The organism is Bradyrhizobium sp. CCBAU 21365 (assembly GCF_015291305.1).
GTDB classification, from domain to species: Bacteria; Pseudomonadota; Alphaproteobacteria; order Rhizobiales; family Xanthobacteraceae; genus Bradyrhizobium; species Bradyrhizobium elkanii.
Genome location: NZ_CP030036.1, coordinates 1,776,056 through 1,797,397, shown reverse-complemented (window position 1 = coordinate 1,797,397; position 21,342 = coordinate 1,776,056). Strand labels below are relative to the sequence as shown.

Genomic DNA, 21,342 nt, shown 5'->3' with positions numbered 1-21,342 from the left:
GACGGTTCGGGGATCGTCGTCTCGATAAAGGGGGCGGCGCTCGTCGAACGCATGGTTGCGGGCAAGACGGTCTGCCTGCGGCGGCTTTCCAGGGGTGATCGTGCGCTGGAGGTGCGGTTCAACCGCTTTCTCGGCCACGACAAGGTGACGGCGGAGCGGATCATCGAAAGCTGGGGCGACAGCACGGTTGCCGCGGTAGAGGGCCGCCATGTGCTGGCGATCCAGGACACCAGCGAGATCCACTTCAACACCACGCCGCAACGCCGGCGCGGGCTCGGCGAAATCGGCAAGGGCAATAACCACGGCGTGCTGCTGCATCCGCTGCTGGCCGTGGATGCCGACGATGGCAGCTGTCTTGGACTTTTGAGTGGGCAGGTATGGACGCGCCAGGGGCGTCGCACCACGACGCATGACGCACGTGACTTGTCTGACAAGGAATCGCAACGCTGGATATCCACCGCCATTGCGGCCAAGCCGCTGCTCACCGCTGCCGGAACGGTGACGGTCCTCGGTGATCGCGAGAGCGATATCTTTGCCCTTTATGCCAGCTCGGCCGAGCAGCACTTCCATGTCATCGCGCGCAGCATGCATGATCGCAAGCTTGCCGACCGCACCGGCCTGTATGAGGCCACCGACGCCATGCCTGTGGTGGATCGGAGGGCGATCCAACTGCCTGCGCGCGCGGCGCGACCGGCACGTCAGGCCCATCTCGAACTCCGCTTTGGCGCAATCGAGCTTGCCCGCCCGCAGAGCAAGTTCCTGCGCCATTTGCCGAAAAGCTTGCCGCTGGCGGTGGTCGACGTGTGCGAGATCAATGCCGGGCCCGGCGCAGAGCCGCTGCACTGGCGTCTGATCACCTCTCACGAGATCGCCACCGTCGACGACGCCTGGCGTATCGTCGAATGGTACAAGCAGCGCTGGATCATCGAGCAGTTCTTCCGCGTCCTGAAGACGCAAGGCCTCAAGCTCGAAGACAGCCAGATCGGAACCGCCGATCGTCTCCTCAAACTGGTCACTATCGCCGCCAAGGCAGCCGTCATCACCATCCAGCTTCTGCAAGCGCGCGATGGCGGTCAGCAGCCCATTCGCGTTGCCTTCAACGACAACGAGATCAACGCGCTTGCCGCCCTCAACCGGCAACTCGAGGCCAGGAGCAAGCGACTGAAAAACCCACATCCGCCCGACAGCCTCACCTGGGCAGCCTGGATCATCGGCCGCCTTGGCGGTTGGGACGGCTACCCGTCGTCTAAACCTCCAGGCCCATCACCTTCAAAAATGGCCTCGAATACTTCCTGGCCGTCGCAGCAGGATGGAGCCTCAGAGATATGTGCATGCCCTAGTGCGAAAGCAGGGACCCATAATCACCGCCGTGCGTGATGGAATTCGCCGGGGCTGCAGCGTCGCACAACAACTGTACCCGGTGGTTATGGGTCCCGGCCCCCGTGCGCAATTGCGCACTAGGCCGGGACGACAGCGAGTGTGTTGCACGGCCTGCGAGTCACATATCCGCATTCTCGCGACATTGCCCATCGGGCCATCGTGACGTAATCACACAACCGCTTTCGTAACGTGACGGAAGCAAGAGAACCGCAATACCGTGCGGGCCGCTCCCTCCAACACAGACAAGTCAGCCATGCCACTTTCACGCCGAACGTTGCTCCAGGGCACCCTGCTATCGGCCGCAGGGATCGTCTGCGGGCCGTCGACCGCCCTTGCCGAGCCGCCCGCGGAGCTTCCGACATCGGAGCAACGCAAGCAAATGGCTGACCTGGCCGCCGGCTTCATGAAGGACTACGACGTTCCGGGTCTTTCCGTCGCGATCGCAATCAAGGGAAAGCCCGCTTATGTCGAGGCGTTCGGCGTTGCGGATCGGGAGACCGGCGAAGCACTGACCCCGCAACACCGATTCCGGATCGCGAGCATATCGAAGCCGGTGACCTCGACCGGGATCTTCACCTTGATCGAGGCCGGCAGATTGCGGCTCGGCGACTATGTGTTCGGCGCAAGCTCCATTCTGGGCAAGGACTATCCGACGACACCCACGCTGCAAAGCCTGATGCCGTCAGGCGCGTCTCGCTCCCATGTCGAGCAGATCACGATCGAGCATCTCTTGACCCACACCACCGGGACCTGGGGAAACCAGTCTCGCGATCCGATGTTCATGAACCAGAACCTGAAGCATCGCGAACTGATCAGCTGGACGCTGGAGCATATGCCGCTCACCAGTCCGCCGGGCGAAGCCTATGCCTATTCGAACTTCGGCTATTGCATCCTCGGCCGCGTGATCGAGAAGCTGAGCGGCCAGAGCTACGAGCAATACATCAAGGACGCCGTCCTGAAGCGATGCGGCATCACCGGCATGCAGATTGCCGGCAATACGCTGAGCGAGCGCGCAAGCAACGAAGTGAAGTACTACAGCCAGACCGGCGATCCGTACCGGATGAACGTTGCCCGGATGGATTCGCACGGCGGCTGGATTGCGACGCCGGGCGATTTGACGACGCTGTTCGTCCATATCGACGGCTTCAAGGACACTGAGCAGTTGCTGACCGACGACAGCCTGCGCGTCATGAGCACCCCCAGCGCCATCAACCCCCGCTACGCCAAGGGCCTGTTCGTCACCGCGAACAACAATTGGTGGCACAACGGCCTGCTGGACGGAACGACGACGATCTCGGTGCGAACCAGCGGCGATTTCTGCTGGTCGGCGTTCACCAACACCAGATCGCGGGAAGGCATGACCCGCGCCCTCGACCTGCTGGTCTGGCACATGGTCAAGACGGTGCCTGACTGGCATCCTCAGAAGCGCGCCTAGACCCTCCCGTCATTCCGAGATGACCTGAACGGGCAATGCAAATCCGGGCTCCCCTCACCGCGCCGCCACCGACCTGCTCTTCACATGATCGATGAACGCCCGCAGCTTCGGCATGATCTGGCGGTGGCCGGGATAGTAGAGAAACACGCCCGGCGTCGTCGACGCGAATGCATCCAGCACACGGACGAGCTTCTTCTCCTTCACGGCGCCTGATACCAGCGGTGCGGGCACTTGCGCGAGGCCCACACCTTCGACCGCGGCGCCGACCAGCGTCGGGAAATCATGGCCGATGAAGGATCCCGACACGGCAAGCTCGATCGAACGGCCATTGTCGTTCAGCGACCATGGCGCGAGCCCGCCGTTCGATCGCCGGAGCCGCAGGCACGCGTGTTCGCGCAAATCGTCCGGGCGTTTCGGCCGGCCGCGGCGCGCGAGGTAGTCCGGGCTGCCGACGATGGCGAACGGGAACGGTTTGGTCAGGCGAACCGCGACCATGTCCGGGTTGATGAACTGGCCCATGCGGATGCCGGCATCGAAGCCGCCGGCGGCGAGGTCGACCAGTTCCTCGCTGGCGGCGAGTTCGACCTCGATCTCGGGATAGGCCTTGCAGAACGAGGCGATCAGCGGCTCCAGCAGGATCGGCACCACCGAGCGCGGCACGGTGAGACGCAGCAGCCCCGCCGGCTTCTGCCCGAGCTCGCGCGCCGCCCCGCTCGCCGCGACCAGCTCCTCGAATGCCGGTCTTGCGCGCGCCAGGAATCGTTCGCCGGCGTCGGTCAGCCCGACGCTGCGGGTGGTGCGGATGAACAACACGGCGCCGAGGCGCGCCTCGAGCGCACGCACCGCCTGGCTGATCGCCGACGGCGTGACGCCGAGCTCGGCCGCCGCGCGGCGAAAGCTGCGGTGCTGGGCGACGGCCAGGAATGCCTCGACGCCGTCGAGCGCGCCCTGCCGGACTGTGAAGCTCTGCTTCATGGCCTGTGAACATTATCGCGAATAGTCGCTCGCGGAAAGCCGCCTTACATCGGAGCCAGAAGCAGCGCGACGCCGCGCTGACCCACGCGATCACGACATCCGTCGTGAACGGAGACATGCGACCGATGCAAGCAATCCGTCACACAATCCTGGCCCTCACCCTCACTTTGACAGGCACCACTTCCATGACCGCTCCTTCCCCTGCTCAAGCACAAGCCCAAGTCGCCTCCACCGTCACCACCGGCGTGATGGTCATCCTCACCGCGAAACCCGGCGTCACCCGCGATCAGGTGATGGCCGTGATGCCGGACGAAATCCGGCAGACCGTGCAGCTCTATCTCAACGGCAAGATCCGCGAATGGTATTCGCGGTCCGACGGGCGCGGCGTGGTCCTGCTGCTCGATGCCAAGGATGCCGCCGAGGCGCACGCGATCATGGAGGGTCTGCCGTTGTCCAAGCTCGATCTGATGGATCATGAGTACATCGGGGTCGGCCCGCTGCTGCCGCTCCGCCTGCTGGTCGCCAGGCCCTGAGCGTCAAGATCCTGAACGCAAGCCAACCGCACCGATCGACAACCACAAGGGAATGCGCCGATGCCACCGGGCTTCAATCTACCATTCGTCCTCAGCGTCGCCGGCGCGTTCCTGACAAGTGCTGTCGTGGCCGTCACCTACGTCTGGCCGGCGCTCCGCGCGATGCCACGTGACAACGCGCTCAGACTGCTCGCAGCGTTCCATGCGTTCAGGTTTCTGGGCATGAACTTCATGGTCACCGGGTTCGTGTCGCCGCAGTTGAGCGCGGATTTCGCCAGCGAGGTCGGATGGGGCGATCTCACCGCCGCCGGTCTCGCGCTCGTTGCCATGGCCGCGCTGTCCTGGCGCTGGTCGATCGCGATTCCGATCGTCTGGTTCTTCAACGTCTGGGGCACGCTGGATCTGCTCAACGCCTATTACAACGGCGTGAAGATCGGCGACCCCGGCCTGTTCGGCGCCGGCATCTACATTCCGGCGCTCTACGTGCCGCTGCTGCTGGTCAGCCATGTCATGGTGTTCATGCTGCTGACGCGAGCGAAGTCGGTGGAGGCGTAGCTGCTGCATCAAACATCGTCGTCGCGGCGAAGGCCGGGACGACAGCGCATATATGGCGCGGCCATCGCGATACATCTCAAAACGGCAACGCCACGCCGGTCTTGATCTCCTTCAGGATCACGTTGGTGCGGACGTGACGGATGCCGGGAATGCGGAACATGAACTCGTCGAGGAATTTGTTGTAGGCGTCCATGTCGCGCACCACGACGCGCAGATGATAATCGGCGTCGCCGGTGGTCGCGAAGCATTCCAGCACCTCGCGGCGCTTCATCACCCGCGCGACGAACTCGTCGACGAACTTCACGTCGTGCCGCTCCAGCGAGACGTGCAGGATCGCCGAGGTCGCAAAGCCGGCGCGCTCGCGCGCGACCAGCGCCGAATAGCCCGAGATGACGCCGGCCTCTTCCAGCGCACGGACCCGGCGCCAGCAGGCGGAGGTCGACATCCCGACGGTTTCCGCAAGCTGCTGGTTGGTGGCGCGGCCATCCTTCTGCAGTTCGGCGAGGATTTTCTGGTCCTGCTCTTCGACCATAGCGAGGCCTCCGATTTGGTAGATTCTACCAAATAACTGTCTTCGTAGCAATCTTCTGCCGATCTTGGCTCGCCAAATGAACAGATAGGCAAGACCTACCACGCCCACAGGCTTAGCCTTGTCGGATCAGACATCGCGATTCCCGGAGGGGTCAGTCATGGGCCAGATGCCGTTGCTCGACGCCTACCAGCTGTCCGAGCGCTACAGCCGCGAACATGGCCGCGTCTTCCTCACCGGCACGCAGGCGATCGTCCGCATCGCGCTCGACCAGGCGCGGCGCGACCGCGCCGCCGGGCTCAACACCGCGGGCTTCATCTCCGGCTATCGCGGCTCGCCGCTCGGCGGCGTCGATCTCGAACTGTGGAAGATCGGCGAGCAGCTCAAGGACAGCCGCATCGAATTCCTGCCCGCGGTCAACGAGGACCTCGCCGCGACCGCGGTGCTCGGCTCGCAGCAGGTCGAGACGCAGAGGGATCGCGAGGTCGATGGCGTGTTCGCCCTGTGGTACGGCAAGGGCCCCGGCGTCGATCGCTCCGGCGATGCGCTGAAGCACGGCAATGCCTATGGTTCCTCGCCGCATGGCGGCGTGCTGGTCGTCGCCGGCGACGATCATGGCTGCGTGTCGTCGTCGATGCCGCACCAGTCCGACGTCGCCTTCATGAGCTGGTTCATGCCGACCTTGCATCCGGCCGATGTCGGCGAATATCTCGCCTTCGGTGAATATGGCTACGCGCTGAGCCGCTTCTCCGGCATGTGGGTCGGCTTCAAGGCGATCTCGGAAATCGTGGAATCCGGCGCCTCGGTCGAGCTGCGGCCGCCGCGCCGTTTCGTGCAGCCGGATTTCGTGCCGCCGCCCGGCGGCTTGCATTATCGCTGGCCGGACCTGCCGGGCCCGCAGATCGAGGAACGGCTGGAGGCGAAGAAGCACGCGGTCTATGCATTCGCGAAAGCCAATCCGATCGACCGCCACATCTACGATATCAAGGATGCGAGCTACGGCATCGTCACCACGGGCAAGGCGCATCTGGATTTGATGGAGGCGCTGCGGCTGGTCGGGCTCGACGAGGCGGCCTGCCGCCGCTTCGGCATCGACATCTACAAGGTCGGCATGGTGTGGCCGCTGGCGCTGCACGATGCGATGGAGTTCGTGAAAGGCAAGCGCGAGATCCTCGTAGTCGAGGAGAAGCGCGGCATCATCGAGAGCCAGTTCAAGGAGTATTTCTACGACTATCCCGGCGCCAAGCCGGAGCGGATGGTCGGCAAGCATGACGAGAGCGGCGCGCGGCTGATCTCCTGGACCGGCGAATTGTCGCCGCGGATGCTGGCCGACGTGCTGGCGCGCCGGCTCGACCCGATGTTTCCGGAGCTGCAGCTCGCCCGTCGCGTCGCCGCGCTGGTGCCCGAGAGCGACCGCGTGATCGCGGTGCCGGGCGCGACGCGCACGCCGTATTTCTGCTCGGGCTGCCCGCACAACACCTCGACGAAAGTGCCCGAGGGCTCCAAGGCGCTGGCCGGCATCGGCTGCCATTTCATGGCGAGTTGGATGGACCGCGAGACCTCGTCGCTGATCCAGATGGGCGGCGAAGGCGTCAACTGGGCGGCGTCGTCGAAATTCACCGGCAACAGCCACGTGTTCCAGAATCTCGGCGAAGGCACCTATTATCACTCCGGCTCGATGGCGATCCGGCAGGCGATCGCCGCGAAAGCCAACATCACCTACAAGATCCTGTTCAACGACGCGGTGGCGATGACGGGCGGCCAGCCGGTCGACGGCCCGGTCAGCGTGCAGGCGATCGCGCACTCTGTCCGCGCCGAGGGCGTCGCGCGGATCGCGCTGGTGTCGGATGATCCCGCGCATTTCTCGCCGGCGGATCTGCCCGCCGGCGTCACCATCCATCCGCGCGAGGAGATGGACGCCGTGCAGCGCGAGCTGCGCGCGGTTTCCGGCGTCACCGTGCTGATCTATCAGCAGACCTGCGCCACCGAGAAGCGGCGGCGGCGCAAGCGCGGCACGATCGAGGATCCCGCGCGCTTCGCCTTCATCAACGACCTCGTCTGCGAAGGCTGCCGCGACTGCTCGGTGGAATCCAACTGCCTCAGCGTCGAGCCGAAGGAGACGCCGTTCGGCCGCAAGCGCCGGATCAATCTCTCGACCTGCAACAAGGATTTTTCCTGCCTCAACGGCTTCTGCCCGAGTTTTGTGACGATCGAAGGCGGCAAGCGGCGGGCGAAGACGGCAAGCGCGATCGATCCGCTCGCGCGAGCGGCGGCGCTGCCGGTGCCGGAGCTCGCGGGGCTCCAGCGTCCCTACGATCTCCTTGTCACCGGCGTCGGCGGCACCGGCGTCATCACCGTCGGCGCGCTGATCGCGATGGCCGCGCATCTCGAGGGCCGCGGCGTCTCGGTGCTCGACTTCACCGGCTTTGCGCAGAAGTTCGGCCCCGTGCTGAGCTATCTGCGGCTGGCGGCTGCGCCCGATGCCCTGCATCAGGTGCGGATCGACCAGGGCGCGGCCGACGCGCTGATCGGTTGCGACCTCGTGGTGAGCTCGTCGGCAAAGGCGTCCGGCACCTATCGCAAGGGGATGCGCGCTGCGGTCAATATCGCCGAGATGCCGACCGGCGACGTGGTGCGATTTCGCGATGCCGATCTCGCCTCGCCGGTTCGCTTGCGCGCCATCGAGCGGGTGATCGGGTCGGGCAACCTCACCATGATCGACGCCAACGCGCTGGCCGAGCGGCTGCTCGGCGACAGCGTCTTTGCCAACATCATGATGCTCGGCTTTGCCTGGCAGCAGGGCCTGGTGCCGGTCTCGCTGGAGGCGCTGACCCGCGCGATCGAATTGAACGGCGTCGCGATCGAGCGCAACAGGCAGGCGTTGGCGTGGGGCCGGCTCGCCTTCGCCGATCCGGAGTTTTTGCCGAAGGCCGACGGTGGTGCGGCCGATGTGCCGGAGACGATCGAGCAGATGATTGCGCGCCGCGCCGATTTCCTCACCGGCTATCAGGACGCGGCTTACGCCGCGCGCTATCGGGCGACAATCGACCGCGTGCGGCGCGCAGAATCGGCGCTGGGCAGCAGCCGCGAACAAGGTGCGCCCCCTCTCCCGCTTGCGGGGGAGGGTCGGGGTGGGGGTTTCTCCACGAGTCACATCGCCGAGAGAGCCCCCACCCGTAGCGCATCTGTCGATGCGCTACGGCCTCCCCCGCAAGCGGGAGAGGCGGACCGAGTTCGCGGCGAGGCCAAACTCCCTCTCACCGACGCCGTGGCTCGGTCGCTGTTCAAGCTGATGGCCTACAAGGACGAATATGAGGTGGCGCGGCTGCATATGCAGTCGGGCTTCCTCGACGTGCTCAGCCAGGAGTTCGATGGCGACTTCACGGTGCAATATCACCTTGCGCCGCCGTTCCTCCCGGCGCGACGCGACGCACGGGGATGGCCGAAGAAGCGTGCGTTCGGCCAATGGATCCAGACGCCGCTGCGCTTGCTCGCGCGCCTCAAGGGGCTGCGCGGTACGGCGTTCGACGTGTTCGGTTACAGCGCAGAGCGCCGCGCCGAGCGCGAGCTGATCCCCTGGTATGAGGCGCTGATCGAGACCATGCTTGGCAAGCTCGACAAGACACGGCTGCCCGATCTCGTCGCGCTGGCGAAGGCGCCGATGGAGATCCGCGGCTATGGGCCGGTAAAGGACGCCGCGATCGAAAAGACCAGGGCGGAGGTCGCGCGGCTGACCGCGCGACTTGCCTCCGCCCCGTCAGAGCAAGGCGACGGCTCAGGCCGCCGCGCGGCGCTTGGCGGGTGATATCAGGCCGACCACGACGGTCGCGAGCACCGCCACGACGATGTTGAGCAGCAGCGCGCCGAGCCCGACATAGAAGCTGTAGCTGGAATCGCCGAGCGAGATGCTGGCGAGCGGCTTCAGCCCGTTGCTCCACGCCGTATACGTGCCCCAGCCGATGCCGACCGCCCAGCCGAGCAGCAGGCCTTCAGCGCGGAACCAGACGGTGAACAGCCCGAACACCAGTGCCGGCAGCGTCTGCACGATCCAGAGGCCGCCGAGCAATTGCAGGTCGAGCGCATATTGCGTCGGCAGGAACAGGATGAAGGCGAGCGCGCCGACCTTGACCACCAGCGAGGTGATCTTCGCCACCGACGCCTCGCCCGCATGCGAGATGTCCGGATTGACATAGGACTTCCAGACATTGCGCGTGAACAGATTGGCGGCGCCGATGCTCATCACCGCCGCCGGCACCAAGGCGCCGATCGCGATCGCGGAGAACGCAAAGCCCGCGAACCACTCCGGGAACAGCGTCTTGAACAGCATCGGCACCACGTCGTTCGGCGACGTCACCTTGATGTTGGCGGCATAGGCCATGTAGCCGAGCAGCGCGATCAGGCCGAGCAAGAGCGTATAGGCCGGCAGCAGGACCGCGTTCTTGCGGATGGTATCCGCCGACTTCGAGGCGAAGATGCCGGTCAGTGTGTGCGGATACATGAAGGCCGCGAGCGCCGAGCCCAGCGCCAGCGTCGCATAGGGCAGATATTGCGAAGGCTTCAGCGTCAGGCCGGTGGCGCCACCCTTTGCCGTGAAGGCGTCATTGGCCGCCGCGAACACCGCGCCGTAGCCGCCGAGCTTTGCCGGCACCACGACCACGGCGGTCAGCACCACGATGTAGATCATGATGTCCTTGACGAAGGCGATCAGCGCCGGCGCCCGCAGGCCGGAGCTATAGGTATAGAGCGCGAGGATGACGAAGGCGGCGATGATCGGCAGCTCGCCTGACAGCCCCATCGCCTTGATCACGACCTCCATGCCGATCAGCTGCAGCGCGATGTAGGGCATGGTCGCGACCAGGCCGGTCAGCGCCACCGCGAGCTCGAGCGCGCGCGAGCCATAGGCGCCGTGGACGACATCGGCGGCGGTGACGTAGCCATTGGCATGCGCCTTCTTCCACAGCACCGGCATGACCGCGAACACGAAGGGATAGACGATGATGGTGTAGGGCAGCGCGAAGAAGCCATAGGCGCCGACCGCATAGACCAGCGCCGGCACCGCGATCACGGTGTAGGCGGTGTAGAAATCGCCGCCGACCAGGAACCAGGTGATCCAGGTGCCGAACTGGCGGCCGCCGAGGCCCCATTCATCGAGATGCTCGCTGACCGGGCCGGATTTCCAGCGCGCCGCGAAGAAGCCCATCACGGTGACGAGCGCGAAGAAGAAGATGAAGACGCAGAGCGCCACCCAGGCAATATGATCGGTCATGGCTGTCCCCTCACCGCGTCTCGTCGGCATCAGGCCGGCGGCTGCGATAGACCAGCCAGATCAGGAGCGAGGAGATCGGCACCCAGGCGAGCTGGTACCAGTAGAAGAAGGGAAAGCCGAACAGGGAGGGCTCGACGAAATTATAGAACGGCACCCACAGCAAGCCGATGAACGGCAGCAGCAACAACATCCACATGGCCTACTCTTTGACGCAAGACACAAGGCGGGAGGTTCCGCTGATCATTGGCAGCGATCCAGGAACCGGTTCGTTGCGTCTAGAATCACGGTTACGGCAATGCGACGCAAAAAGATGTGATCGTCACCTGGCGCATGCCGCCTATTCGGCCTTGATGCCGGCGTCCTTTATCACCTTGCGCCAGCGCGCCTCCTCGCCGGCAAAGTAGCGGTCGAGCTCGGCCGGCGGTGAGGCCACCATCACGAGGCCCTCATTGACGCTGAGCCTCTTGAAGGCCTCCGCCTGCACCGCCTTGGCCGCCGATCTGTTGAGGCGATCGATGATGTCCGGCGGCGTGTTGGCCGGCGCGTAGAGGCCGTACCAGGATTCGGCGACATAGCCGGATGCGCCGGCTTCCGACACCGTCGGCAATTGCGGGAACGCGGCCGAGCGCTCAGCCGATGTCACCCCGATCGCGCGCAGCTGCCCGGCCTCGACCAGCGAGGCGCAGCTTGCCACCGTGGTGAACATCACCTGGATCTGGCCGCCCATCAGGTCGGTGATGGCGGGCGCCGCGCCCTTGTAGGGAACGGTGGTGAGATTGACACCGGCCATGTGCTTGAACAGTTCGCCGGCGAGATGCGCCGAGGTGCCGGTGCCATAGGTGCCGTAGGACAGCTTTTCCGGATCGGCCTTCGCGGCCGCGATCAGATCGGCAATCGACTTGATCGGCGAAGCCGGATTGACCACGACGACGTTGAACGAGCGCGCCACCAGCGCCACGGGCGCAAAATCCTTGTGCGCGTCATAGGGCAGCTTGCTGTAAAGGCTCGGATTGACCGCGTTGGCGAAGGTCGCCATCAGCAGCGTGTAGCCGTCGGGCGGACTCGTCGCGACACTCTGTGTTCCGATGATGGTGCCCGCCCCCGGCTTGTTCTCGATGATGACGGTGACGCCGAGATCCTTCTGCATCTCCTGCGCCAGCGTCCGCGCCACGACATCGGTGCCGCCGCCCGGCGCGAACGGCACCACGATCTTGACGATGTGATCGGGATAGGAGGCGCGCGCCGGCACGTGCAGCAGGACATTTGCTGCGAGCGCGAACAGGAGTGATGCGAGAAGACGAAGCGGCATGGCAGGCCCCGGCAGCAGGCGGTGTCGTCTTCATACACGCGAACGCCATGCAAGGGATGCCGGGCCGCCATGACGCGCAGAAGATGCGCTGTGCTATTAGTCCCCGTCATCCTGAGGAGCGCGTAGCGCGTCTCGAAGGATGCACGGCCCGTTCTCTGGCCGATTCATCCTTCGAGGCTCGCTCCGCTCGCACCTCAGGATGACGGACTTGAAGTATCGCGCACCACCTCACGAATACGGATTGATCAGCTTCTGCTGCTCGGTGGCGTGACGGACCAGGAGGTCGATGAAGGTACGGACCTTCGCCGACAGATGATGGCGGTGCGGATAGACCGCGTTCATGGTGAGCTCGACCGGCCGGTATTCGGGCAGCAGGCGGACCAGTTGTCCCGACTCCAGCTCGTCGCGGACCAGGAAGCCGGCCGCGAGGAAGACGCCGACGCCGGCCAGCGCCGCGAGCTTCAGGGTCTCGCCGCTGTTGGAAATCAGATTTCCGGAGACGCGCACCGCGGCCGGCGTTCCCTTGCGGTCGGCGAAGCGCCACTCGTCGCCATAGGGATAGTTGGCGTGACGCATGCAGTTGCGCGCGGAGAGGTCGGCCAGCAGCGTTGGCTTGCCGTGCTGCTCGATATAGCCGTGCGAGCAGCACAGCACGTGGCGCCAGGTCGCGATGGTGCGCACGATCAGGCTGGAGTCCGGCGGCGGCACCATGCGCACGGCGAGATCGTAATTCTCGTCGATCAGATCGGCATTGCGCTCGCCGATCGTGAGATCGACCTTGACCTCGGGATAGCTCGCCAGAAATTCGGCGACCGCGGGCGACAGGAACTGGACGAGATGGGTGTTGGTGAAGATGCGCAGCGTGCCGCGCGGCACCGATTGCTGGGCGCCCGCGATGTCGTCGGCCTGCTCGATGTCGGCGAGGATCTGGACGCAGCGATCGTAATAGGCCTGGCCGACCTCGGTGAGGCTGACCTTGCGCGTGGTGCGGTTGAGCAGCCGGGCGCCGAGCCGGTCCTCCAGCGACTGCACGTGGTTGCTCACCATGGTGGTGGACATGTTGAGCTTGCGGCCGGCGGCGGAGAAGCCGCCGGAATCCACGACCCGGACGAAGGCGGTCAGGCTGGTCAGGCGATCCATTCGGTAAGGTCCGGATTATCAGCGCTGGCTTGATAATGCTTCCAGTTTTGTCGGGATTATCACAGCGGGGAGGACATTGCATCTAAGGGGCCATACTGGGCGCCCTTTCTGGAAGGACGCAAATGTTCGACCCGGAGGATGTCATGTCGACCACCACTTATGTCCCTGAAGAATCGGCCAAAATCGGTCTCCGCCCGTCGCGGAAAACGGTCAAGCAGGTGGCGCTCGGGCTCGCCGCAATCATCGGCGCCGCCGTGGCAGCCGACTTTGGCTACGACTACGTCACCACCGGCCGCTACCTCGAAACCACCGACGACGCCTATGTGAAGGCGGACTCCACGATCGTCGCCCCGAAGGTCTCGGGCTACATCGCCCGCGTGCTGGTCACCGACAACCAGCCGGTGAAGGCCGGCCAGCTGCTGGCCGAGATCGACGACCGCGATTACCGCACCGCGCTCGGCCAGGCCAAGGCCGATGTCGACGCCGCCACAGCCTCGGTGCGCAACCTCGATGCCCAGATCGAACTGCAGCAGCCGATCATCGACCAGAGCACGGCCGACGTCACCGCCGCCGAGGCCAACCTGAAATTCGCCCAGGAAGAGCAGACCCGCTACGACGGGCTGATGAAGTCCGGCTCCGGCACCATTCAGCGCGCGCAACAGACCGATGCGGCGCTGCGCGCCAACACCGCGCAATTGCAGCACGCGAAGTCGGCGCTGTCGGCGGCGCAACGCAAGGTCGACGTGCTGACCACGCAGCGCGCCCAGGCCGCAGCGCAGGTGGACCACGCTCGCGCAGTCGAGCAGCAGGCCGAGCTCAACCTGTCCTACGCGCGGATCACCGCGCCGGTCGACGGCACGGTCGGCGCCCGCACGCTGCGCGTCGGGCAATATGTGCAGGCCGGCACCCAGCTGATGGCGGTGGTGCCGCTGGACGCGGTCTATGTGGTCGCCAATTTCAAGGAGACGCAGCTGACCCATGTGCGCAACGGCCAGCCGGTCGAGCTCACCGTCGACAGTTTTCGCGGCACCACACTGAAGGGCCATGTCGACAGCCTGTCGCCGGCCAGCGGCCTCGAATTCGCGCTGCTGCCGCCCGACAACGCCACCGGCAATTTCACCAAGATCGTGCAGCGCGTGCCGGTGAAGATCGTGCTCGACGACCACAGCCTCACCGGCCTGCTGCGCCCGGGCATGTCGGCGATCCCGACCGTCAACACCAAGGCAACGGTGCTGGCCGAGCGCGAAGAGAAGCGGCGGCTGGCGTCGGCAACGCGGCCGCACGGCGGGTAGAGACAACGGTCAACGATAAGAGTGCGAACTTTCTTCGCCTCTCCCGCCTGCGGGGGAGGCCGACGTGCGCGTAGCGCGCGGCGAGTGGGGGCTCTCTCCACGACACGACTCGCGGAGAGAGCCCCCACCCCACCCTCCCCCGCTAGCGGGAGAGGGAGCCTGACAGGCGTGCCCACCTCACGAACTGACGGCTGGCAGACGAAGTATCTGCGTCGCGCGTCGTAACAGCGCCCGATTATCAATCACTGCCGGACAATCCTTCCGCTCTTTCCCGGATTATCGAAACCGGGCGCCTAATACATCTTGCATGGGCCAGCAAGGACGACCTCGATGACCGCACTTCAGCCCACAGCCGACGCAGCGAACGCCGCCGCGCTCCCCGCCCCCGCAGCGCCGTCGGCGCCGGCTATCCCCACGAAAACCTGGATCGCGGTGATCGGGGCGACGCTCGGCGCGTTCATGGCGGTGCTCAACATCCAGATCGTCAACGCCTCGCTCGCCGATGTGCAGGGCGCGATCGGCGCAGGGATCGACGACGGCGGCTGGATCTCGACCTCCTATCTGATCGCCGAGATCGTGGTGATCCCGCTCTCCGGCTGGCTCGCACAGGTGTTCTCGGTGCGCATCTATCTGCTCACCAACGCCGCCCTGTTCCTGGTGTTCTCGGCGGCGTGCGCGCTGGCGCAGGACCTGCCGCAGATGATTGCGCTGCGCGCCGTGCAAGGCTTCACCGGCGGCGTGCTGATCCCGATGGCGTTCACGCTGATCATCACGCTGCTGCCGAAGGCCAAGCAGCCGATCGGACTGGCGCTGTTCGCGCTGTCGGCGACGTTCGCGCCGGCGATCGGCCCGACCATCGGCGGCTATCTCACCGAGAACTGGGGCTGGCAGTACATCTTCTATGTCAACCTGGTGCCGGGCGCGGTGATGATCGCGATGCTGTACGTCTCGCTCGATCCGAGCCCGATGAAGCTGTCGCTGATCCGCCACGGCGACTGGCTCGGCATCATCACCATGGCGATCGGCCTCGCCGCGCTGCAGACCGTGCTGGAGGAAGGCAACAAGGACGACTGGTTCGGCTCGCCCTTCGTCGTCCGCCTGTCGGTGATCGCTGCCGTCGCGCTGGTCGCCTTCCTGATCGTCGAATTCACCGTCGAGAAGCCGCTGCTCAATCTGCGCCTGCTCGCCCGCCGCAATTTCGGCTTCGGCATGCTGGCCAACTTCCTGCTCGGCATCGCGCTTTACGGCTCGGTGTTCATCCTGCCGCAGTACCTGTCGCGCATCCAGGGCTACAACGCCGAGCAGATCGGCATGGTGCTGGCATGGACCGGGCTGCCGCAGCTGGTGCTGATCCCGCTGGTGCCGCGGCTGATGCAGCGCTTCGATCCGCGCATCATCATCAGCGTCGGCTTCGCGCTGTTCGCCGGCTCCAACTTCATGAACATCTTCATGACCAACGACTATGCCACCGACCAGCTGTTCTGGCCCAACATCGTCCGTGCGATCGGCCAGGCGCTGGTGATGGCGCCGCTGTCGGCGGTTGCGACCGCGGGCATCGAGCTGGAGAACGCGGGCTCGGCCTCCGCGCTGTTCAACATGATGCGCAACCTCGGCGGCGCCGTCGGCATCGCCGTGCTGCAGACGCTGCTGACCAAGCGCGAGCAATATCATTCCAACGTGCTGATGCAGTCGGTCTCGCTGCTGGAACAGGCCACGCGCAACCGGATTGAGCAGCTGACGCAGTATTTCATGAACCACGGAGTCGCCGACCAGGCCGCGGCCGCCCACCGCGCAATCGCGGCGATCGGCAAGGTCGTGCAGAAGCAGGCCTACATCCTCGCCTTCAGTGATACCTTCTATCTGCTCGGCGTCGCGCTGATCATCGCACTCGCGGCGACACTGTTCCTGAAGAAGCCGGGCCAGCTCGCTGGCGGCGGTGCGCACTAACCCAAACCACGACCACGGAGAACGACCATGAAGCCTCGCATGAATTTCTACCAGGCCGCACCCGAGACCATCAAAGCGCTGGTCGCGGTGGAGAACCAGATCGCTGCGAGCGGCCTCGAGCAATCGCTGATCGAGCTGGTCAAGACCCGCGCCTCGCAGATCAACGGCTGCGCCTACTGCATCAACATGCACACCGAGGACGCCCGCAAGCATGGCGAGACCGAGCAGCGGCTTTATCTGCTCAACGCCTGGCGCGAATCCCCGCTCTACAGCGAGCGTGAGCGCGCGGCGCTGGCCTGGACCGAAGCGTTGACGCTGGTTGCGGAGACGCACGCACCGGACGCCGACTATGAAGCCGTGCGCGCCCAGTTCTCCGACAGCGAGCTCGTCAACCTGACCACGCTGATCGGCGCGATCAACGCCTGGAACCGGATCGCGATCGGCTTCCGTGCCGTGCATCCGGTGAAGGCGAAGGCGGCGGCGTGAGGACCATACTCTCCGCCATCTATTCCGCTGTCATGCCCCGCTTCATGCGGGGCATCCAGTACGCCGCGACGCCTCGACTCAAGCACCGCAGTCTCTGGAATACTGGATCGCCCGGTCGCGCCGGGCGATGACAGCGTAAAGTGCGGCAACGGTCCTAAACCGCCGTCGCGCGGGCGAACTCGATGTAGATCTCGCGCAGGCGGTCGGTGATCGGGCCGACCTTGCCGCCTCCGACCTTCTTGCCGTCGATCGCGACCACGCCCTGCACGAACACGGAAGCGCTGGTGATGAAGGCTTCCTTGGCCGCGAGCGCTTCCTCAACCGTGAAGGTGCGCTCCTCGATGCGCAGCTGGCGCTCCTCGGCGAGCTTGACCACGGCCTTGCGGGTGCAGCCGGGCAGGATCTCGTTGCCGTTCTGCCGGGTCACGATGACATCGTCGTGGGTGACGATGAAGGACGAGGACGAGCCGCCCTCGGTGACCTTGCCGTCCTCGATCATCCAGGCTTCGCCGGCGCCGGCCGCGGCGGCCGCCTGCTTGGCCAGCACCTGCGCGAGCAGCGCCACGCTCTTGATGTCGCGCCGTTCCCAGCGGATGTCGGGCACCGTGATGACGTTGATGCCGGTCTTGGCCGAGGGCGCGTTGATGATGTCCTTTTCCGAGGTGAACATCACGAGGGTCGGCTTGACGTCGGCCTTCGGGAAGGCGAAGTCGCGGCCCTTGTCGGCGCCGCGGGTGACCTCGAGATAGACCATGCCGTTGACGAGGTCGTTGCGCGCAACCAGCTCCTTCTGGATCTCCTCGATCCGCTCCAGCGTCTCCGGCAGCGCGAGCTGGATCTCGCCGACCGAACGCTTGAGCCGCGCCAGATGCGAGGCGTTGTCGATCAGCTTGCCCTCGAGCACCGCCGCCACCTCGTAGATGCCGTCGGCGAACAGGAATCCGCGGTCGAACACCGAGACCTTGGCCTCCGAATGCGGCACGAACGAGCCGTTGACGTAAGCGATCTTTTCCACGCGAGTTCTCCTGCGGACGAAGGGGGGTTCAGGCCTTCGTATACGCAAATTGTTGACGGGGGAAAACCCTCCCGACGGCGCCCGTGAACTGCGTAAATCCACTACCGTCACCCCCGCGCAAAGGCTCCGCCTTTGTGCGGGGATGACGGGTTTGGCAGATGCGCAGCCCCTCAATGCTGCAGGATCTTCGACAAGAACTTCTGCGCGCGGTCGCTGCGGGGCGTGCCGAAGAAGTCGGCCTTCTTGGCGTCCTCGACGATCTCGCCGCGGTCCATGAAGATGACGCGATCGGCGACCTTGTTGGCAAAACCCATTTCGTGGGTCACGACCATCATGGTCATGCCCTCGCGGGCGAGGTCGACCATCACATCGAGCACCTCGCTGATCATTTCCGGGTCGAGCGCCGAGGTCGGCTCGTCGAACAGCATCGCGATCGGATCCATCGCCAGCGCCCGCGCGATCGCGACGCGCTGCTGCTGGCCGCCGGACAACTCCGCCGGAAACTTCTTGGCATGATCCTTCAGCCCGACGCGCTCCAAAAGCTTCATGCCCTTGGCGGTGGCGTCCTCAGCCTTGCGGCCGAGCACCTTCTCCTGCGCGAGGCGGAGATTGTCGATGATCCGTAAGTGCGGAAACAGCTCGAAGTGCTGGAACACCATGCCGACGCGCGAGCGCAGCTTCGGCAAATCGGTCTTGGGATCGTTGACCTTTACGCCGTCGAGCGTGATGTCGCCGCCCTGGATCGGTTCCAGCGCGTTGACGCATTTGATCAGGGTCGACTTGCCCGAGCCGGACGGGCCGCAGACCACCACCACCTCGCCCTTGGCGACGCTGGTGGTGCAGTCCTTCAGCACCTGGAAGGACGGCCCGTACCATTTATTGACGTGGTTGATCTCGATCATGATGGCTCAGCTTTTTTGTTTAGGCATGACCTTGTCGGAAAACCGGCTCCCACTTTTCCGGGTCATGCCTCAGCGAACGATGGCGATCCGCGCCTGCAGGCGGCGAACGCCGTAGGACGCGACACAGGAAATGACGAAGTAGACCAGCGCGGCGAACAGGTACATTTCGACCAGGCGGCCGTCGCGCTGCGCAACCTTGCTGGCGGCGCCGAGGAAATCCGGGATCGACAGCACATAGACCAGCGAGGTGTCCTGGAACAGCACGATGGTCTGCGTCAGCAGCACCGGCAGCATGTTGCGGAACGCCTGCGGCAGCACGACGTAGCGCATCGACTGCGCGTAGGTCAGGCCGAGCGCGCTGGCCGCGGCCGGCTGGCCCTTCGAGATCGACTGGATGCCGGCGCGCATGATCTCGGAGAAATACGCAGCCTCGAACGCGATGAAGGTGATCAGCGACGAGGCGAAGGCGCCGACCGTGATCGGCCGCGACGCGCCGGTCAGCCACTGCCCGATATACGGCACCAGGAAGTAGAACCAGAAGATCACCAGCACCAGCGGCAGCGAGCGGATGAAGTCGACATAGAAGCCCGCGATGCGCCCGAGCACCTTGTAGCTCGACAGCCGCATCAGGGCGATCAGCGTGCCGAACACCAGGCCGCCGAACGCGGCGAGCGCGGTCAAGGTCAGCGTGAAGCGCATGCCCTCCAGGAACAGGTAGGGCAGCGAGCGGCGGATGACGTCGAAATCGAAACTGCCGATCATCGTCATTTGCCCGTGATGTAGCCGGGGATCGCGACATAGCGCTCGAGGAAGCGCATCGCGGTCACCACGACGAAATTGAGGAGCAGGTAGAGCACGGTCGCCGCCGTGAACGCCTCGAACACCTGGAACGAGAACTCCTGCATCGAGCGCGCCTGGCCGGTCAGTTCGATCAGGCCGATGGTGATGGCGACCGCGCTGTTCTTGATGGTGTTGAGGAATTCGGAGGTCAGCGGCGGCAGGATGATGCGGAATGCCATCGGCAGCAGCACGTAGCGATAGGTCTGCACCGTGGTGAGGCCGAGCGCGGTCGAGGCCTGCTTCTGCCCGCGCGGCAGCGAGGTGATGCCGGCCTGCAATTGCACGGCGACGCGCGCCGACATGAAGAAGCCGACGCCGATCGCGGCGGTCCAGAACGGCGCGTTCGGCAACTGCTTCAGCCATAGCCCGGCCGACCGCGGCAACAGTTCGGGCAGCACGAAGAACCACAGGAACAGCTGCACCAAGAGCGGCATGTTGCGGAAGAACTCGACCCAGCAGAAGCCGATCCACGAGGCGGTCCGCGACGGCAGCGTGCGCAGCACGCCGATCACCGAGCCGGACACCAGCGCGATGATCCAGGCCAGCACCGACACCTTGATGGTGACCACCAGCCCCGCCAGCAACAGGTCGAGATAGGTGCCGGTCCCCATCGGGTTCGGCTCAAGGAAGATGTGCCAGTTCCAATTGTAGTTCACAGGTCCCCCACGCGGCCGCGCCGGTCACGGCATTACGCCGGCATCGCGCGCGGCGTCCATGCAAATGTCCGGCCATTCTCCTCCAAAAATGGCCGGACATGCAAACTTTCAGGACCCGCCGCCGCGAGGCGGCAGGTCATACGCAGCAACGCGATCAGTTGACCAGATACGCATCCGGATCCGGTGAATCCGACGGCTTGGCAAGCTGCTTCTTCATCTCCGGCCCGAGCGGCACGTTGAGGTTCAGGCCCTTCGGCGGGATCTTCTGGGTGAACCACTTGTCGTAGATCTTCTGGCCCTCGCCGCTGGTGTAGAGCGCGGCGGTTGCGGCGTCGACGACCTTCTTGAACGGCGCGTCGTCCTTGCGCAGCATGATGCCGTAGGGCTCGGGCTTGGAGAACGCGTCCTTGGAGATCACGTAGTCATCCGGCGACTTCGAGCCGGCGACGAGGCTCGCGAGCAGGATATCGTCCATCACGAAGGCGACCGCGCGGTCGGTCTCGACCATCAGGAAGGCCTCGGCGTGATCCTTGGCCGGGATGATGTTGACGCTCAGCCCGCGCGCGAGGTTGGCCTCGGTGAGCTGCTTGATGTTGGTAGTGCCGGCGGTCGAGACCACCGTCTTGCCCTTCAGATCGTCGATCGAATTGATCTTGCTCGCCTTCTTGGTGACGTAGCGGCTGGCGGTCAGGAAGTGGCTGTTGGTGAAGGAGACCTGCTTCTGGCGCTCGGCATTGTTGGTGGTCGAGCCGCATTCGAGGTCGACGGTGCCGTTGGCCATCAGCGGGATACGCGTCGCCGAGGTCACCGGGTTGAGCTTGACCTCGAGCTTGTCGAGCTTCAGCTCCTTCTTCACGGCATCGACGATCTTGTAGCAGATGTCCATGGCATAGCCGACCGGCTTCTGGTTGTCGTCGAGATAGGAGAACGGGATCGAGGAATCGCGGTAGCCGAGCGTGATCGCCCCGGTGTCCTTGATGTTCTTCAGCGTGCCGGTCAGCTCCTGGGCTTGCGCCTGGCTCGCGCCGAGCGCGGCGGCGAGCGCGAAGCCGATGAGATACTTGCGTGTCATACGTCTACTC

19 protein-coding genes are annotated in these 21,342 nt (G+C 64.9%); 8 read left to right on the top strand and 11 right to left on the bottom strand.

What is annotated here, in order from left to right:
* Nucleotides 1-51 precede the first annotated feature (51 nt).
* Nucleotides 52-1,377, top strand: coding sequence for an IS4 family transposase (locus tag XI02_RS08470; protein WP_244980771.1), 1,326 nt, complete (start codon nt 52-54; stop codon nt 1,375-1,377).
* A 382-nt stretch (nt 1,378-1,759) separates the two neighbouring features.
* On the top strand, nt 1,760-2,815 hold the full coding sequence (locus tag XI02_RS08465; protein ID WP_244980772.1) for a serine hydrolase: 1,056 nt from the start codon (nt 1,760-1,762) through the stop codon (nt 2,813-2,815).
* Nucleotides 2,816-2,869: 54 nt separating this feature from the next.
* Here XI02_RS08465 and XI02_RS08460 read toward each other — a convergent pair whose 3' ends face one another.
* On the bottom strand, nt 2,870-3,790 hold the full coding sequence (locus tag XI02_RS08460; RefSeq protein WP_172648586.1) for a LysR family transcriptional regulator: 921 nt from the start codon (nt 3,788-3,790) through the stop codon (nt 2,870-2,872).
* Nucleotides 3,791-3,975: 185 nt separating this feature from the next.
* On the opposite strand from XI02_RS08460, the gene XI02_RS08455 reads away from it, so the two are divergent.
* Together XI02_RS08455 and XI02_RS08450 are read left to right on the top strand one after the other, a co-directional pair.
* The gene (locus tag XI02_RS08455) at nt 3,976-4,323 is read left to right on the top strand and encodes a hypothetical protein (protein WP_244980773.1); all 348 of its coding nucleotides are present in this window, start codon (nt 3,976-3,978) and stop codon (nt 4,321-4,323) included.
* 60 nt (nt 4,324-4,383) lie between these two features.
* Nucleotides 4,384-4,878 carry a hypothetical protein gene (locus XI02_RS08450; protein ID WP_172648587.1) on the top strand — a complete coding sequence of 165 codons (495 nt, stop codon included), beginning with the start codon at nt 4,384-4,386 and terminating at the stop codon, nt 4,876-4,878.
* A gap of 76 nt (nt 4,879-4,954) precedes the next feature.
* Here XI02_RS08450 and XI02_RS08445 read toward each other — a convergent pair whose 3' ends face one another.
* Nucleotides 4,955-5,410: an Lrp/AsnC family transcriptional regulator gene (locus XI02_RS08445; protein ID WP_172648588.1), complete on the bottom strand. Its 456-nt coding sequence runs from the start codon at nt 5,408-5,410 to the stop codon at nt 4,955-4,957.
* Between the two features lie 157 nt (nt 5,411-5,567).
* Here XI02_RS08445 and XI02_RS08440 point away from each other — a divergent pair, with 157 nt between their 5' ends.
* A complete protein-coding gene (locus XI02_RS08440) occupies nt 5,568-9,212 on the top strand; it encodes an indolepyruvate ferredoxin oxidoreductase family protein (RefSeq protein ID WP_172648589.1) in 3,645 nt (1,214 codons plus the stop codon).
* Here XI02_RS08440 and mctP read toward each other — a convergent pair.
* The 4 genes from mctP to XI02_RS08420 all read right to left on the bottom strand — a co-directional run bounded on the left by mctP (nt 9,183) and on the right by XI02_RS08420 (nt 13,122).
* On the bottom strand, nt 9,183-10,673 hold the full coding sequence (gene mctP / locus XI02_RS08435; protein WP_018269751.1) for a monocarboxylate uptake permease MctP: 1,491 nt from the start codon (nt 10,671-10,673) through the stop codon (nt 9,183-9,185). The two genes, XI02_RS08440 and mctP, sit on opposite strands and share 30 nt — an antisense overlap.
* A gap of 10 nt (nt 10,674-10,683) precedes the next feature.
* The gene (locus XI02_RS08430) at nt 10,684-10,869 is read right to left on the bottom strand and encodes a DUF3311 domain-containing protein (RefSeq protein WP_172648590.1); all 186 of its coding nucleotides are present in this window, start codon (nt 10,867-10,869) and stop codon (nt 10,684-10,686) included.
* 141 nt (nt 10,870-11,010) lie between these two features.
* Nucleotides 11,011-11,982: a tripartite tricarboxylate transporter substrate binding protein gene (locus XI02_RS08425; protein WP_172648591.1), complete on the bottom strand. Its 972-nt coding sequence runs from the start codon at nt 11,980-11,982 to the stop codon at nt 11,011-11,013.
* Between the two features lie 228 nt (nt 11,983-12,210).
* Complete coding sequence (locus tag XI02_RS08420; protein ID WP_172648592.1) at nt 12,211-13,122, bottom strand: LysR family transcriptional regulator; 912 nt, start codon at nt 13,120-13,122, stop codon at nt 12,211-12,213.
* A 143-nt stretch (nt 13,123-13,265) separates the two neighbouring features.
* Between XI02_RS08420 and XI02_RS08415 the strand changes: the two genes are divergently transcribed.
* The 3 genes from XI02_RS08415 to XI02_RS08405 all read left to right on the top strand — a co-directional run bounded on the left by XI02_RS08415 (nt 13,266) and on the right by XI02_RS08405 (nt 16,847).
* On the top strand, nt 13,266-14,414 hold the full coding sequence (locus tag XI02_RS08415; protein ID WP_172648593.1) for an HlyD family secretion protein: 1,149 nt from the start codon (nt 13,266-13,268) through the stop codon (nt 14,412-14,414).
* Nucleotides 14,415-14,744: 330 nt separating this feature from the next.
* Nucleotides 14,745-16,361 (top strand): MDR family MFS transporter, encoded by a 1,617-nt coding sequence (locus tag XI02_RS08410; protein ID WP_069278277.1) that lies wholly within the window; start codon nt 14,745-14,747, stop codon nt 16,359-16,361.
* 27 nt (nt 16,362-16,388) lie between these two features.
* Nucleotides 16,389-16,847 (top strand): carboxymuconolactone decarboxylase family protein, encoded by a 459-nt coding sequence (locus tag XI02_RS08405; protein WP_028332972.1) that lies wholly within the window; start codon nt 16,389-16,391, stop codon nt 16,845-16,847.
* 154 nt (nt 16,848-17,001) lie between these two features.
* Here XI02_RS08405 and XI02_RS08400 read toward each other — a convergent pair whose 3' ends face one another.
* The 5 genes from XI02_RS08400 to XI02_RS08380 form a co-directional block, all read right to left on the bottom strand.
* On the bottom strand, nt 17,002-17,862 hold the full coding sequence (locus tag XI02_RS08400) for a D-amino-acid transaminase (RefSeq protein ID WP_172648594.1): 861 nt from the start codon (nt 17,860-17,862) through the stop codon (nt 17,002-17,004).
* 170 nt (nt 17,863-18,032) lie between these two features.
* The gene (locus tag XI02_RS08395) at nt 18,033-18,764 is read right to left on the bottom strand and encodes an amino acid ABC transporter ATP-binding protein (protein WP_016845632.1); all 732 of its coding nucleotides are present in this window, start codon (nt 18,762-18,764) and stop codon (nt 18,033-18,035) included.
* Between the two features lie 69 nt (nt 18,765-18,833).
* The gene (locus XI02_RS08390) at nt 18,834-19,526 is read right to left on the bottom strand and encodes an amino acid ABC transporter permease (protein WP_026192237.1); all 693 of its coding nucleotides are present in this window, start codon (nt 19,524-19,526) and stop codon (nt 18,834-18,836) included.
* 2 nt (nt 19,527-19,528) lie between these two features.
* On the bottom strand, nt 19,529-20,260 hold the full coding sequence (locus XI02_RS08385; RefSeq protein WP_016845630.1) for an amino acid ABC transporter permease: 732 nt from the start codon (nt 20,258-20,260) through the stop codon (nt 19,529-19,531).
* Nucleotides 20,261-20,414: 154 nt separating this feature from the next.
* On the bottom strand, nt 20,415-21,332 hold the full coding sequence (locus tag XI02_RS08380) for an amino acid ABC transporter substrate-binding protein (RefSeq protein ID WP_172648595.1): 918 nt from the start codon (nt 21,330-21,332) through the stop codon (nt 20,415-20,417).
* Nucleotides 21,333-21,342: the final 10 nt, after the last annotated feature.

Bases quoted from the DNA above. Each gene is read 5' to 3' on its own strand.
- XI02_RS08470 (WP_244980771.1), top strand. From the start codon at position 52: ATGGTTGCGGGCAAGACGGTCTGCCTGCGGCGGCTTTCCAGGGGTGAT.
- XI02_RS08465 (WP_244980772.1), top strand. From the start codon at position 1,760: ATGGCTGACCTGGCCGCCGGCTTCATGAAGGACTACGACGTTCCGGGT.
- XI02_RS08460 (WP_172648586.1), bottom strand. From the start codon at position 3,790: ATGAAGCAGAGCTTCACAGTCCGGCAGGGCGCGCTCGACGGCGTCGAG.
- XI02_RS08455 (WP_244980773.1), top strand. From the start codon at position 3,976: ATGACCGCTCCTTCCCCTGCTCAAGCACAAGCCCAAGTCGCCTCCACC.
- XI02_RS08450 (WP_172648587.1), top strand. From the start codon at position 4,384: ATGCCACCGGGCTTCAATCTACCATTCGTCCTCAGCGTCGCCGGCGCG.
- XI02_RS08445 (WP_172648588.1), bottom strand. From the start codon at position 5,410: ATGGTCGAAGAGCAGGACCAGAAAATCCTCGCCGAACTGCAGAAGGAT.
- XI02_RS08440 (WP_172648589.1), top strand. From the start codon at position 5,568: ATGGGCCAGATGCCGTTGCTCGACGCCTACCAGCTGTCCGAGCGCTAC.
- mctP (WP_018269751.1), bottom strand. From the start codon at position 10,673: ATGACCGATCATATTGCCTGGGTGGCGCTCTGCGTCTTCATCTTCTTC.
- XI02_RS08430 (WP_172648590.1), bottom strand. From the start codon at position 10,869: ATGTGGATGTTGTTGCTGCTGCCGTTCATCGGCTTGCTGTGGGTGCCG.
- XI02_RS08425 (WP_172648591.1), bottom strand. From the start codon at position 11,982: ATGCCGCTTCGTCTTCTCGCATCACTCCTGTTCGCGCTCGCAGCAAAT.
- XI02_RS08420 (WP_172648592.1), bottom strand. From the start codon at position 13,122: ATGGATCGCCTGACCAGCCTGACCGCCTTCGTCCGGGTCGTGGATTCC.
- XI02_RS08415 (WP_172648593.1), top strand. From the start codon at position 13,266: ATGTCGACCACCACTTATGTCCCTGAAGAATCGGCCAAAATCGGTCTC.
- XI02_RS08410 (WP_069278277.1), top strand. From the start codon at position 14,745: ATGACCGCACTTCAGCCCACAGCCGACGCAGCGAACGCCGCCGCGCTC.
- XI02_RS08405 (WP_028332972.1), top strand. From the start codon at position 16,389: ATGAAGCCTCGCATGAATTTCTACCAGGCCGCACCCGAGACCATCAAA.
- XI02_RS08395 (WP_016845632.1), bottom strand. From the start codon at position 18,764: ATGATCGAGATCAACCACGTCAATAAATGGTACGGGCCGTCCTTCCAG.
- XI02_RS08390 (WP_026192237.1), bottom strand. From the start codon at position 19,526: ATGATCGGCAGTTTCGATTTCGACGTCATCCGCCGCTCGCTGCCCTAC.
- XI02_RS08380 (WP_172648595.1), bottom strand. From the start codon at position 21,332: ATGACACGCAAGTATCTCATCGGCTTCGCGCTCGCCGCCGCGCTCGGC.